Here is a 12,046-nt window from a genome sequence, read left to right on the forward strand (position 1 = left end):
TCCGAGCAACTATTTTGGCGAAATCCCCGGGCCGGACGATCCGGCCGCGGAACCGGCGGCGCCGGACGGACCGTCAACGCCGCCGCGACCGGGTCGTATACTTGTCGAGGTCGACGAGTTCGATCTCGAAATAGAGCGTCGCATTGGGAGCCACGCCCAGTTCCTTGTCGCCCTCGGCGCCGTAGGCTGCCGACGAAGGCATCCAGGCGTTGATCTTGCCGCCCTTGCCGATGAGCTTCACGCTCTCCTGCACCCCGCGCCGCAGGTTGCGGACCAGCGAACGCACCGTATCGCCCCGCTCGTAGGAGGAGGCGATCTCGTCGCCCGCCGCCGTGCGGATCACCCACCGCAGGGCCACGCTGTCGCGCTCGGAAGTGGGAACCTGATTCTGATCCCCGACGTCCGTAACGGTGTAGGTCACGCCCGACGACGTGCGGGCATAGGAGCGGTTCGACTTGGCGATGTCGAGGAGGAACTGCTCCTCATAGGCGCGCGCCTTCTCGGGAAGGGCGTAGTTCACGTAGCTCAGATAGAACGTCTCGGCATCGGCCGCCGAGAGTCTGGGATTGCCGCGGAACATGTCGCGGATGCCTTCGCAAACGGCGTTCACATTGATCGTCGAATCCATTTTCAGCAGGTTCGCGCCCACGTTCATGCCGATAACGTAGGCCACCGAATCGGTATCGTTCCGGAATTTCACGCCGCCTCCGCCCGAATTTTTCGAGCAGGCTCCGGCCAGCAGCACGAGGGCCGGGAGGATCGGGAAGGTCTTTTTCATCATTATCGAATCTTTTTTGCAAAGATAGTGCAAGGCGCCGGCAGAAGCAAATAAATCTGTTCCGGCCGCACGGGTCCGGACCGGACGCCATTTCCGGCAAACGCCGCCTGCGCGGCGGATGCCTACCGCCCGCCCTGCCGGGTCCGGCGGTTTTTCCCCGAAAAGATCAAGATCAGCAGGCACCCCACGACGGCGGCGGCCAGCGAACCCATCAGGATCGCGATCTTGCCGCGGTCGACCAGATCGGGGTCGGTGAAGGCCAGCGAATCGACGAACAGCGACATCGTGAACCCGATACCGCCCAGACAGGCCACGGCCAGCAGCATGCGCCACGTCGCCCCCTCGGGCAGCTCCGCAAGACCCGTCCTCACGGCTCCCCAGCTGGCAAGGAAGATGCCCAGCGGCTTGCCGAGGACAAGACCGAAGAAGACGCCCATGCCGATTGATCCGATTTCGGGCGAATAGTGGAAAATATTGAGGTATTCGAGCGACGTAATCTCGACGCCGGCGTTGGCCAGCGCGAAGACCGGCATGATCAGGAACGTGACGTAGGGCGCCAGTCCGTGCTCCAGACGGTAGCTCATGCCCACCGAGTTGGACGACAGGTCGTGCATGCGCCGCAGGTAGAACCGCTGCTCCTCGTTGGGGAAGTCCTCGTGCGAGGCGGCGCGGAGCATCAGCGCATTGAGCCATCGCATCTTATGGGCGAAATACTCCTTGCTGTAACGCGGCTCCATCGGGATCAGCAGCGCCATCGCCACGCCCGAGATGGTCGAGTGGACGCCCGAGTAATAGAACAGCCCCCAGACCACGAAGGCCGGGACCAGATAGGAGAACATGCGCTTCTCGCCCATCTGCTTCATAAAGTAGACCCCCAGCATGATGACCAGCGCCACCAGCAGGCAGGTGATCTGCACCTTGCCGCCATAGAAAAGCGCGATGACCAGAATGGCCCCCAGGTCGTCGGCGACGGCCAGCGCCGTGAGGAAGATTTTGAGCGACACGGGGACGCGGTTGCCCAGCATCGAGAGGATGCCTATGGCGAAGGCGATGTCCGTGGCGGTGGGGATTCCCCAGCCGTTTGCGGCCATCGTGCCGTGGTTGAACGCCGTGAAGAAAATCGCCGGGACCAGCATGCCGCCCGCAGCGGCCAGCACCGGAAGGATGGCCCGGCGCGCGGACGAAAGCTGCCCGCAGACGATCTCGCGCTTGATCTCAAGCCCCACGGCAAAGAAGAAAATCACCATCAGCCCGTCGTTGATGAACTTCTCGACGGTCATGCCCCGCGGGAAGATCCAGTCGATCACACCGTCCGGGGAATGGACCATCAGCGAGAGGTCGGTCTCCAGCAGGTGGTGGTAATAGAGTTTGGTCGCGGGGAGATTGGCCAGCAGCATGGCGGCGATCACGCACACCAGCAGCACCACGCCTCCGGCCCAGGGCGCTTCCAGGAAGTTGCGGCCCCGAAGCCCCATCATGTGTCGCTGGCGAACCCAGCGGTACATCGAAAAAAGTCGCATCTATCGGTCGTTTTATGATTCGTTTGACTTGAGGGTCTGCCCGCAGAGTTTCCAGAGCATGCGGGCGCCCGTGATGGCGTCGATCCGCTCGTCGGGCGCGGGGCACACCTCCACCACGTCGAAACCGATGATACGGCGTCCCGAGCGGGTGAGCGTATCGAGCAGCCAGACGGCCTGGTTGAACGTAAGGCCGCCGGAAACCGGCGTTCCGGTGTGAGGGCAGTTTTCGAAGGTCAAGGCGTCGATGTCGAAACTCACGTAGACCTCCTGCGGCAGCGCGTCGACGATGCGGCGGCACTGCGCATCCCACGTCTCGCCGCGGAAAAGGGCGGCCGCGAGCGAAAGGTCGTCGAACGTGGCGATGCGCCCGGACGAAGCGGCCAGCGCGGCCTCCGACTCGCTGAAGTCGCGCACGGCGACCTGGGCGATCTTCGTCACCTGCGGCACGTCGCGCAGGACGTTGAACATGATCGAGGCGTGGGAAAACTCAAACCCCTCGTAGGCATCGCGCAGGTCGCAGTGCGCATCGACGTGCAGGATGCCGAACGCCGCATGGCGCGCGCCCAGCGCCCGGATCAGCCCGTAGGGCGTCGAGTGGTCGCCGCCGACCAGCCCCACGGTCTTGCCCGCATCGAGCCAGCGCGAAGCCTGCGCCCCGACGTTGGCGTTCATCGACATGCACCCCTCGTTGACACGGCGGACCTTGCGCACGACATAGTCGTCCTCCAGGCAGCCGCCTCCTTCGAGGTGGTCGATCACCCGTGCGGCGTCGGCCCGCAGACGCTGCGAAGACTCCAGCAGCGAATAGTCCACATCGGCCGTGGCGATGCCGCGGCGCCAGACGCCGGGAGCCAGCGGATCGTGGAAATCCAGCTGCGTCGAGGCTTCGATAATGGCGTCGGGGGCATAAGCCGCTCCGGCCCCGTAGGAGACCGTCACGTCCCACGGCGCCGAGATCAGCACCAGTTCCGCCGTTTCGGGAGCGAACGGAAGTCCGAAATAGGTTCCGTTGTCCACGCCGACCCCGTCCGGATCGAAGTTTTTCTGTTCCATAACATGCTTTTGAATTGCAAAGGTACGCATTTTTTATTTTTTACCTATATTTGTTTGCTCAAAGACGAAAAACGAAAAAAACACCCGTTACCATGAAAATCATTGCCGACAGCGCCATTCCCTTTCTGCGGGGCGTTCTGGAGCCGTTCGCCGAGGTGGAATACCTCCCCGGAACGGCGATTTCGGCCGCCGACGTCCGCAACGCCGACGCGCTGGTGATCCGCACCCGCACGCGGTGCGACGAAAAACTACTGGCGGATTCGCGCGTAAAGCTGATCGCCACGGCGACCATCGGCTTCGACCACATCGACACGGCGTGGTGCGCGGCGCACGGCATCGAAGTCACGACGGCCGCGGGCTGCAACGCCCGGGGCGTACTGCAATGGGTCGGCGCGGCGCTCGTCCACCTCTCCCGCACGCAGGGCTGGCAGCCCGCCGAGCGCACGCTGGGAATCGTGGGCGTGGGACACGTCGGATCGCTCGTGAAAGCGTATGCCGAAGGGTGGGGATTCCGCGTCGTCTGCTGCGACCCGCCGCGCGAGGAGCGCGAGCGGTGCGGATTCCGGACGCTGGAGGAGGTGGCCCGCGAGGCCGACATCCTCACCTTCCACACGCCGCTCGACGCTTCGACGCGCCACATGGCCGACAGCCGGCTGTTCGGCCTGATGAAACCCGGCGCCATCCTCATAAACTCCTCGCGCGGGGAGGTGGTCGACGGCGAGGCCCTGCTCCGGAGCGGTCTCGGCTGGGCGCTCGACGTCTGGGAGCACGAACCGCACCTCGATCCGGCGCTGCTGGAAAACGCGCTGCTCGCCACACCCCACATCGCGGGCTACTCCGAGCAGGGCAAGGCCAACGCCACGGCAATGTCCGTCGCCTCGCTGGCCCGCCGTTTCGGCCTGCCGCTCGAAGGGTGGTATCCGCCACAGGCCGCCCCGGCGCGCCGGCGGCCGATCTCCTGGCAGGAACTTTGCCGGACCATCGGCGGGGCGTACGACATCGCGTCCGAAAGCCGCAGCCTCAAGGAGCGGCCCGGGGATTTCGAATCCATGCGCGACCACTACGCCTACCGCCGCGAATATTTTTAGCACGAACGGCGCGGATTGCGCACGCTCCGGCGTCCGAAAAAGGCGAAACCTGCTTTTTATTAGCGAATTCGCCCTTTTTTAATTACCTTTGCCCGCGATTATCAGTTAAGAACCATGTACCGGAGAGTCATAAAGCCCGTACTTTTCTCGCTTACCATCGAGCAGGCCCACCACGCGGTGCTGCTGTTGCTGCGCATCATCGGGCTGATACCCGGCGGCCGCTGGCTGTTGCGCAAATGCTACGCCGTGGAGCATCCGGCGCTCGAACGCGAGGTGTTCGGCATCCGTTTCGCCAACCCCATCGGGCTGGCCGCAGGATTCGACCACAACGGCGAGGCATTCCGCGAACTGGCCGCGCTGGGATTCGGATTCGTCGAGGTGGGGACCGTGACGCCCCGTCCGCAGGCGGGCAACCCGCGGCCGCGGGTCTTCCGCCTCCCGAAGGACAATGCCATCATCAACCGCATCGGTCTGGCGAACCGCGGACTGGAAGCCACCATCCGCCACCTGCGGCGCCCGCACGACGGCGTGATCGTGGGCTGCAACATCGGCAAGAACACCTCGACCCCCGCCGAGAACGCTCCGGCGGACTACCTCAAACTCTTCCGCAGCCTCTACCAGTATGCGGACTATTTCACCGTCAACATCAGCTGCGACAACGCCTGCCGCGAAGGCACGACGCACACGCGCGAACATATCCTTCAGATACTCAACCCGCTGTTCGACTTCCGGCGCGGGCAGAACCAGTTCCGGCCGATCATGCTCAAAATCTCGCCCGACATGTCGGACGAGGTGATCGACCAGATCACCGACGTGCTGCTCGAAACGCCGCTCGACGGGATCGTGGCCACCAACGGAACCCACAGCCGCGGAGGACTCCACACGAGCCGTACGACGCTCGAAAAGATCGGCAGCGGACGCCTCAGCGGCGCACCGCTCACGCACCGCGCCGTGGAGATCGTGCGCCGCGTCCACACCCGTTCGGGCGGAACCTACCCCATCATCGGGGTCGGCGGACTGATGTCGGCCGGCGACGTGCGGGCGATGCTCGACGCCGGGGCCGACCTCGTGCAACTCTACACCGGATACGTCTACAACGGTCCCGGAATGGTCAAAGCGGTGTGCCGCGAACTGATCGCCGCGGCCGAAAAGCCGGCCGCCATGCGCGCCGCCGGGGAGTCCGTGCAAAACGGGGAAAACCCCGAAGCATCCGCCCCGGAGGCCGTCGGGACCGCCGGGAAGGCATCCGACGGCGAATCGGAAGAGGAACGCCGCCCCGGGTCCGGACAAAAATAACCCCACACATGAAGGCAACCATCATCACCATCGGCGACGAAATACTCATCGGGCAGATCGTCGACACCAATTCGGTCTCCATCGCCAAACACCTCAATGCGGCGGGCATCGTGGTCCGCGAGAAAATCTCGATCGGCGACGACCGCACGCAAATCATCGAAACCGCGGAGCGCGCCCTCGCCGGCTCGGAGGTGACCGTCATCACCGGAGGACTCGGCCCCACGAAGGACGACATCACCAAAAAGACCCTCGCGGAGATGTTCCGCAGCGACATGCGCTACGACGAACGGGTGGCCGGGCACGTTGAGAAAATGCTCGCCGAACGCGGCATCGAGTTCAACGAACTCAACCGTTCGCAGGCGATGGTCCCCGCGTGCTGCACGGTGCTGTTCAACGCCCACGGCACGGCCCCGGGCATGTGGTTCGAGCGCGACGGGCACGTCGTCGTCTCGCTGCCGGGCGTGCCGTTCGAGATGGAGCACCTGATGGAGGACGAGGTGATGCCCCGCCTGAAGACCCGCTTCGCGCTGCGGCAGATCGTCCACCGCACGATGATCACCGCCGGACTGCCCGAGTCGATGCTCGCCAAGCGCATCGAAGCGTGGGAAAACGCCCTGCCCCCGTACCTGAAACTGGCCTACCTGCCCAATCCGGGCGCGGTGCGCCTGCGCCTGTCGGCCTACGAGGTGGAGGGCGAAAGCGTCGCCCGCGAAATCGAGAACCGGTTCGAGGCCCTGCGCAGGATCATCCCCCACAACATCATCGGATTCGAAACCGCCACCATGCAGGAGGTGGTGCACAAAATACTCACCGAACGCTCCCTGACGCTCGCCACAGCCGAAAGCTGCACGGGCGGCTCGATCGCCGCGCGCTTCACGGCCATGCCCGGCGCTTCGGCCTATTTCCTCTGCGGCGTGGTGTCGTACAGCAACGAATCAAAAGCCGAACTGCTGGGCGTCGACCCCGCGGACATCGCCCGCTACGGCGCCGTGAGCGAACAGGTGGCCCGCCAGATGGCCGAGGGCGTCCGCCGCACGGCAGGCGCCGACTACGGCATGGCCACCACCGGAATCGCAGGACCTTCGGGCGGCTCGGCGGAAAAGCCCGTCGGCACGGTGTGGATCGCCGTGGCGACACCCCGGGAGACGGTCGCAATCCTCAAACAGTGCGGAACCGACCGGGGACAGATCATCGACCGCGCCAGCGCCTTCGCCATCGGCCTGCTGCGCGACTGCCTGAACGGAAATTAAAATTCACCGCCCATGAATAAAATTTTCGCATTGCCGGCCCTGCTTTTGACGATAACGGCCTGCACCAACCCGGAAAAACGAGTGCACCAACTCCTTACCGAACGCATGGAAACGCTCGCCGTGGCCGAAAGCTGCACGGGCGGCTCGATCGCCGCCCGGTTGATGGCCACGCCCGGCGCATCGGCCTATTTCAAAGGAGGCGTAGTGGCCTACTGGAACCAGACCAAAGAGTCTCTGCTCGGCATCCCGCGCGACACGATCGCCCTCTACGGCGTGGTAAGCGAAGAGATCGTGCGCATGATGGCCGAAAGCGTCCGTAATGTTACGGACACCCACTACGGCATCGCCACCACCGGCATTGCGGGTCCGTCGGGCGGTACGCCCGAACTTCCCGCAGGGTCGGTATGGATTGCCGTCAGCTCGCCCATACATACCGTATCGCGGCTGGTTTACATAAACGGAAGCCGCGATAAAGTCATCCGCAAGGCGGGCACGGCGGCCATCGCCCTGCTCGAAGAAGAGTTGTTGCAGGAAAAATCCGGACAATACGCCCCTTGAAAAAGCGACTCTGCGCCCTTTTTCAACTGCGGCCGTATCGCCGGCCGCCGCTCAACCCGATCCCGAATCAGGCTTCCAGCCGAAAAAAAAGACGGCCGCTTTTGCTATTTGCCGAAAAGGTTGTATATTTGCACTCCCTTAATCGGGTTTTAACCAAAAATAATCAAACAATGAAAGTTTGCGAAATCACAGGCAAGGTGGCGATCGTGGGAAATAACGTCTCGCACTCGCACCACAGGACCAAGCGCAAATTCAGTCCCAATCTGAAAACCAAGCGCTTCTGGTCCGAGCAGGAGGGTCGCTGGATTACCCTGAAGGTATCCGCTGCCGGCATGAAAACAATCAACAAGAAAGGGCTCGCAGCCGCTCTGCGCGAAGCTGCCGCACCCAAAAGCGTGTACTAAAAACAACGAGTAACAAATGGCAAAGAAAGGCAACAGAGTTCAGGTCATCCTCGAGTGCACCGAACAAAAAGAGAGCGGCGTTGCGGGAATGTCCCGTTACATCACCACCAAGAACAAGAAAAACACCCCCGACCGTCTGGAGCGCAAGAAGTACAATCCGTTCCTCAAGCGGGTTACCGTTCACCGTGAAATCAAATAGTAAAGAAGCTCTATGGCAAAGAAAGTAGTCGCAACACTGAAAACCGGCACGGGTAAGCAGTTCACCAAGTGCATCAAGATGGTCAAGTCGGAGAAGACCGGTTCCTACATGTTCAAGGAAGGCGTCATCGCCAACGACCAGGTAAAAGCTTTCTTCGAGGAGAAGAAATAAGTATTTTAAGAGTTCGACTCTTAAATACAAAGGGCATCTTTCGGGATGCCCTTTGTGTTTTCAGCCCCGCCGGTCGCGCATATCAAAATAATTTATTACTTTTGAACATTAAATTCCGAGTATGCAGGTCAAAACCATCGCCTTTTATCACTATACATTCCCGGCAGGCGGCGCCGAAGTCGTAACCTGCAACCTGGGCCGCTTCTTTGCCAAACACGGCTTCAGAGTACTTCTCTATACCTGGAAGCCGAATGCGGAACTGCTTACCGAAGAACTGCGAAAAATCTTCGACATCCGTCCGCTGCCCGACACCAAACGGATTTCGGGAGTCCGAAATACCGACTTTCTCTGCGAATCGCTGAAAACAGAGCGGGCAGACGTCCTGTTCATACAAGCAACCACCGACATCGCATTCGAGCAGATCCGGACGCGCACCACGGCCAAAATCATTTTCTGCCTGCACAACACGCCATTCTGGGAGGTATACGACCTGAAGCACAAGAAGTCGTCGGAGATCCCCCGCCCCACACTGACGCGCAGGCTGGAATACGCACTTCTGCGCAAGCCCGCCTACCGGCTAACCCGCAAACTCGAACAACGTTACGCCCAACTGTACATCCGGGTGCTCTCGAACGTGGACCGGTTCGTGACGCTATGCCCGGGTTACAGCGACGAATTCGAACGAGAGATCCGCCGGTCGGGACTTCCCGGCTGCGATTTCCCCCGCGAACGCCTTACCGCGATGCTCAATCCGATGCTGCCGACACAGGAACCCGCGAAAACGCCCAAAGAGAAGATCGTTCTCTACGCCGGACGATTCCAGCGATGTCACAAACGCATCGACCGGCTGCTGAAAATATGGAAGCGCATCGAGCAGCAAAATCCCGAATGGCGGCTGGTGATCGTCGGCGACGGAGAAGAACGCGGCGATCTGGAGAAGCAGGCCCGCAGGTTGAAATTGCAGCGGATTGAATTCGCAGGCTATCAATACGATGTCACGCCCTTCTACCGCCGGGCCACCTTCGTCTGCCTGACTTCAAACTTCGAAGGGCTGCCCATGTGCCTGATGGAGGGGCAGCAGTACGGGGCCATTCCGGTGTCGTTCGACTCGTATTCCGGCATCCGGGAAATCACCTGCGACGGGGAATGCGGAATCATGGTCCCGGCATACAGTCTGCGCAAATATGCGGAACTGCTGAACCGCGCGCTGGCCGACGAGGAACTGCAAAAACGAATGCGCGAAAACTGCTACAAGGCCGCAGAGCGCTATGATCTGGAATGCATCGGCCAAGAGTGGCTCGCGCTGTTCGGCAAGTTATAACTCATTATGAAAAAAATAGCATTCATCATCGTCCGTTACGGCGAAAATATCAACGGCGGCGCAGAAGTTCACTGCCAGATGCTTGCTGAACGGCTGCTGCCCTATTACGAGGTCGAAGTGCTGACCACGACCATCCGGGCCTTCAACCACCCGGATCAGGATTACACGGAAGGTGTCAGTTCCTGGAACGGCGTCACCATACGCCGTTTCAAGCCGCAGCCCATCGACCAGGAGCAATTCAGGCCCTTCCGCAAAAAATACAAGACCGCACGCCGTATCCGGCAATACCTGAAAAAGCTGAACCTGCTGCGAGCGGCGTCCTTCCTGCACCCGGAGTGGAAATCGGGGATTGAAAACGAACGGCCTTTCTACGAATCGACAGCGACCCATGCCCCGGGCCTGCTGCGTTATATCGAAAGCCACAAGGCTGAATATGCAGCGTTCATCTTCGCGAACTTCTACACGCCCCAAGCGGTTCTGGGATCGGTCGTCGCTCCGGAAAAAAGCCTGCTGATCCCGATGGCGCACCCGGACAAGCCGCTCTATTACTGCATCAACGCCCCGATGTTCACCCGGGTACGGCATATCGCATTCAACACCGAAGCCGAACGGCAATTGTGCCGCAGCGTTTTCGGACGGTTTCTGGCCCCGAACAGCATCGTCGGCTGCGGTATCGAAATGGCCCCGGAGGCAGAGTGGAGCGGCGTAAAGGCAAAATACGAGCTTCCGGATGAATACGTGCTCTATTTGGGGCGCGTCTCCAAAGCCAAAGTGGACAAACTGCTGCCCTACTTCCTGCGCTGCAAGGCAAAATACGGCGGCGACGCCAAACTGGTATTGGTCGGCGGATTCGAAAACGAAATCCGAAAGTTCGACTCGCCGGACATTCTTTTCACGGGCTATGTCTCCGACGAGGAAAAAACCGCAATCGTCCGGCACGCCACGGTGATGGTCAACCCGTCGCCGATGGAGAGCCTTTCGCTACTGATGCTCGAAGGGATGCAGAGCCGCATACCGCTGCTGGTCAACGGGCGCAGCAAGGTGATGAAGGACCATTGCCGTCTGAGCGGCGCGGGCTTGTGGTATAATAACGGCCGCGACTTCCGCAAAAAACTGCACAGACTACTCTCCGATCCGGAACTGCGGCGTACAATGAGCGAAAAAGGCCCGGCCTATGTGCGCGAACACTACGACTGGGAGATTATCATTCCGAAACTGCGAACGCTGATCGAAAGCATCTGACCGACAGCCGGCATCAAAAAAGACGGAGCGTCCGATGCGGACCTCCGTCTTTTTGCGGTCTTTGCGCGCAGCGTCAGAACTTGTGCACGGCGCGCACGAGGAACTTGTTGTATTTCGGAATTTCGATCACATAGGGAGGCTCGATGCCCATATGGGTCGTGTAGGCGTTCTTCTCGTCCATCTCGGTCGAGGAGAAATAGTAGACCAGGCGGTCCATGCGTTTGCCGCCGGCGTCCTTGAGCGCATCGTTGAACTTGTTGCGGGCCTGGCGGTTGTTCTGTACGCGGGTGCCGCCGTTGTAGTTGTGGCCGATGGTCAGCAGTTCGTCGATGGCCGGCAGATACCAGCCTTCACCCTTGTCGCGGCACCATTTGAAAGCCGGGAAATCGTCCCACGAAAGGTTGTTCGCAGCGATGTACTGCGCCACCTTCTCCATGTTCGCCACCCCGTCGGTGCGGTTGTCGGCGCCCGCAAGGCGCAGGTCCGGCTTGCGGAACTCGCTCCAGTGAAGGTAGATTTCATCGAGCGATACGACCAGTCCGTGCTGGCGGTCGTCCGAAAGCTGGCAGATCACTCCCCGGATGCCGTTCTGGTCGTAGAGTTCGCCGATTTCGTACTGTTTGAGCACGTACCGGCCTCCGGAAACAGGCTGCACGGCCGGCGCTTCCGGGACAGCCGGAGTGGCCGGGGTGGCTGGAACAGTCGGAGTGGCCGGAGTCAGCGGCGTCGCGGGAATGGTTTTGGTGTAATACTCCTTTTCGCCGTTGGCATACTGGATGTAATGGATCTGCGCAACGGGGAGCACGTAGGTCGGACCGTCGGGATTCGAAAAACGCTTGTAACGCACCGCTTCGGGCGTGATTTCGATCACTTTGGCTTCGATTTTCGCGGCGTCGGTCTTGACGATCAGGTCCTGCGCGGCGGCCGTCAGGGCGCAGCACAACGCTGCGAGCGACAACAGAATGGTTCGTTTCATCATTATCAATACAGGTATATACGACAAATATAACGCTTTTTTTCAAACTTTCTTGTTATCTTCGGCGTCGCGACGACACTTTTAGGAGTCGGAACCTTTTTTCGCGCCGGAGGCGGTTCGGTTTTGGCCCCATCCGACTTGTTCGTATCTTCGGCGCCGCAACGGCGCTTTCAGGAGGTCGGAACGTTTT

At 60.9% G+C, this 12,046-nt stretch carries 13 protein-coding genes; 9 read left to right on the top strand and 4 right to left on the bottom strand.

The features are described from left to right. Positions 1 to 73 precede the first annotated feature (73 nt). From NQ492_RS04650 to NQ492_RS04660, 3 genes are all read right to left on the bottom strand, one after another. The gene (locus NQ492_RS04650; RefSeq protein WP_044054796.1) at positions 74 to 778 is read right to left on the bottom strand and encodes an FKBP-type peptidyl-prolyl cis-trans isomerase N-terminal domain-containing protein; all 705 of its coding nucleotides are present in this window, start codon (positions 776 to 778) and stop codon (positions 74 to 76) included. Positions 779 to 900: 122 nt separating this feature from the next. Continuing rightward, positions 901 to 2,298 (bottom strand): Na+/H+ antiporter NhaA, encoded by a 1,398-nt coding sequence (gene nhaA, locus NQ492_RS04655; RefSeq protein WP_022062511.1) that lies wholly within the window; start codon positions 2,296 to 2,298, stop codon positions 901 to 903. Positions 2,299 to 2,310: 12 nt separating this feature from the next. Continuing rightward, the gene (locus NQ492_RS04660) at positions 2,311 to 3,351 is read right to left on the bottom strand and encodes an agmatinase family protein (protein ID WP_015547259.1); all 1,041 of its coding nucleotides are present in this window, start codon (positions 3,349 to 3,351) and stop codon (positions 2,311 to 2,313) included. 92 nt (positions 3,352 to 3,443) lie between these two features. Between NQ492_RS04660 and NQ492_RS04665 the strand changes: the two genes are divergently transcribed. The 9 genes from NQ492_RS04665 to NQ492_RS04705 all read left to right on the top strand — a co-directional run bounded on the left by NQ492_RS04665 (position 3,444) and on the right by NQ492_RS04705 (position 10,880). Continuing rightward, positions 3,444 to 4,439 carry a 4-phosphoerythronate dehydrogenase gene (locus NQ492_RS04665; protein WP_015547260.1) on the top strand — a complete coding sequence of 332 codons (996 nt, stop codon included), beginning with the start codon at positions 3,444 to 3,446 and terminating at the stop codon, positions 4,437 to 4,439. A 114-nt stretch (positions 4,440 to 4,553) separates the two neighbouring features. Then, the gene (locus NQ492_RS04670; protein ID WP_118406795.1) at positions 4,554 to 5,735 is read left to right on the top strand and encodes a quinone-dependent dihydroorotate dehydrogenase; all 1,182 of its coding nucleotides are present in this window, start codon (positions 4,554 to 4,556) and stop codon (positions 5,733 to 5,735) included. An 8-nt stretch (positions 5,736 to 5,743) separates the two neighbouring features. Then, positions 5,744 to 6,985 carry a competence/damage-inducible protein A gene (locus NQ492_RS04675; protein WP_015547261.1) on the top strand — a complete coding sequence of 414 codons (1,242 nt, stop codon included), beginning with the start codon at positions 5,744 to 5,746 and terminating at the stop codon, positions 6,983 to 6,985. Between the two features lie 12 nt (positions 6,986 to 6,997). Continuing rightward, positions 6,998 to 7,543, top strand: a complete 546-nt coding sequence (locus NQ492_RS04680; RefSeq protein WP_015547262.1) for a CinA family protein — start codon at positions 6,998 to 7,000, stop codon at positions 7,541 to 7,543. Positions 7,544 to 7,713: 170 nt separating this feature from the next. Then, positions 7,714 to 7,947 carry a 50S ribosomal protein L28 gene (gene rpmB / locus NQ492_RS04685; protein WP_015547263.1) on the top strand — a complete coding sequence of 78 codons (234 nt, stop codon included), beginning with the start codon at positions 7,714 to 7,716 and terminating at the stop codon, positions 7,945 to 7,947. A 16-nt stretch (positions 7,948 to 7,963) separates the two neighbouring features. Further along, positions 7,964 to 8,146 (top strand): 50S ribosomal protein L33, encoded by a 183-nt coding sequence (gene rpmG / locus NQ492_RS04690; RefSeq protein ID WP_015547264.1) that lies wholly within the window; start codon positions 7,964 to 7,966, stop codon positions 8,144 to 8,146. 12 nt (positions 8,147 to 8,158) lie between these two features. After that, positions 8,159 to 8,317: a DUF4295 domain-containing protein gene (locus NQ492_RS04695; RefSeq protein ID WP_015547265.1), complete on the top strand. Its 159-nt coding sequence runs from the start codon at positions 8,159 to 8,161 to the stop codon at positions 8,315 to 8,317. 121 nt (positions 8,318 to 8,438) lie between these two features. Beyond that, positions 8,439 to 9,638: a glycosyltransferase gene (locus tag NQ492_RS04700; RefSeq protein ID WP_015547266.1), complete on the top strand. Its 1,200-nt coding sequence runs from the start codon at positions 8,439 to 8,441 to the stop codon at positions 9,636 to 9,638. 6 nt (positions 9,639 to 9,644) lie between these two features. Further along, the gene (locus NQ492_RS04705; RefSeq protein WP_015547267.1) at positions 9,645 to 10,880 is read left to right on the top strand and encodes a glycosyltransferase family 4 protein; all 1,236 of its coding nucleotides are present in this window, start codon (positions 9,645 to 9,647) and stop codon (positions 10,878 to 10,880) included. Between the two features lie 73 nt (positions 10,881 to 10,953). Here NQ492_RS04705 and NQ492_RS04710 read toward each other — a convergent pair whose 3' ends face one another. Continuing rightward, positions 10,954 to 11,859, bottom strand: a complete 906-nt coding sequence (locus NQ492_RS04710; protein ID WP_044054435.1) for a hypothetical protein — start codon at positions 11,857 to 11,859, stop codon at positions 10,954 to 10,956. Positions 11,860 to 12,046: the final 187 nt, after the last annotated feature.

It is taken from the genome of Alistipes shahii WAL 8301, from assembly GCF_025145845.1.
Taxonomy (GTDB): Bacteria; Bacteroidota; Bacteroidia; order Bacteroidales; family Rikenellaceae; genus Alistipes; species Alistipes shahii.

What these genes read in the sequence shown, in the direction of transcription:
- NQ492_RS04700 (WP_015547266.1), top strand. Translation starts at nt 8,439, where the DNA reads ATGCAGGTCAAAACCATCGCCTTTTATCACTATACATTCCCGGCAGGC.
- NQ492_RS04665 (WP_015547260.1), top strand. Translation starts at nt 3,444, where the DNA reads ATGAAAATCATTGCCGACAGCGCCATTCCCTTTCTGCGGGGCGTTCTG.
- NQ492_RS04675 (WP_015547261.1), top strand. Translation starts at nt 5,744, where the DNA reads ATGAAGGCAACCATCATCACCATCGGCGACGAAATACTCATCGGGCAG.
- rpmB (WP_015547263.1), top strand. Translation starts at nt 7,714, where the DNA reads ATGAAAGTTTGCGAAATCACAGGCAAGGTGGCGATCGTGGGAAATAAC.
- NQ492_RS04650 (WP_044054796.1), bottom strand. Translation starts at nt 778, where the DNA reads ATGAAAAAGACCTTCCCGATCCTCCCGGCCCTCGTGCTGCTGGCCGGA.
- NQ492_RS04710 (WP_044054435.1), bottom strand. Translation starts at nt 11,859, where the DNA reads ATGATGAAACGAACCATTCTGTTGTCGCTCGCAGCGTTGTGCTGCGCC.
- NQ492_RS04695 (WP_015547265.1), top strand. Translation starts at nt 8,159, where the DNA reads ATGGCAAAGAAAGTAGTCGCAACACTGAAAACCGGCACGGGTAAGCAG.
- nhaA (WP_022062511.1), bottom strand. Translation starts at nt 2,298, where the DNA reads ATGCGACTTTTTTCGATGTACCGCTGGGTTCGCCAGCGACACATGATG.
- NQ492_RS04705 (WP_015547267.1), top strand. Translation starts at nt 9,645, where the DNA reads ATGAAAAAAATAGCATTCATCATCGTCCGTTACGGCGAAAATATCAAC.
- NQ492_RS04670 (WP_118406795.1), top strand. Translation starts at nt 4,554, where the DNA reads ATGTACCGGAGAGTCATAAAGCCCGTACTTTTCTCGCTTACCATCGAG.
- rpmG (WP_015547264.1), top strand. Translation starts at nt 7,964, where the DNA reads ATGGCAAAGAAAGGCAACAGAGTTCAGGTCATCCTCGAGTGCACCGAA.
- NQ492_RS04680 (WP_015547262.1), top strand. Translation starts at nt 6,998, where the DNA reads ATGAATAAAATTTTCGCATTGCCGGCCCTGCTTTTGACGATAACGGCC.
- NQ492_RS04660 (WP_015547259.1), bottom strand. Translation starts at nt 3,351, where the DNA reads ATGGAACAGAAAAACTTCGATCCGGACGGGGTCGGCGTGGACAACGGA.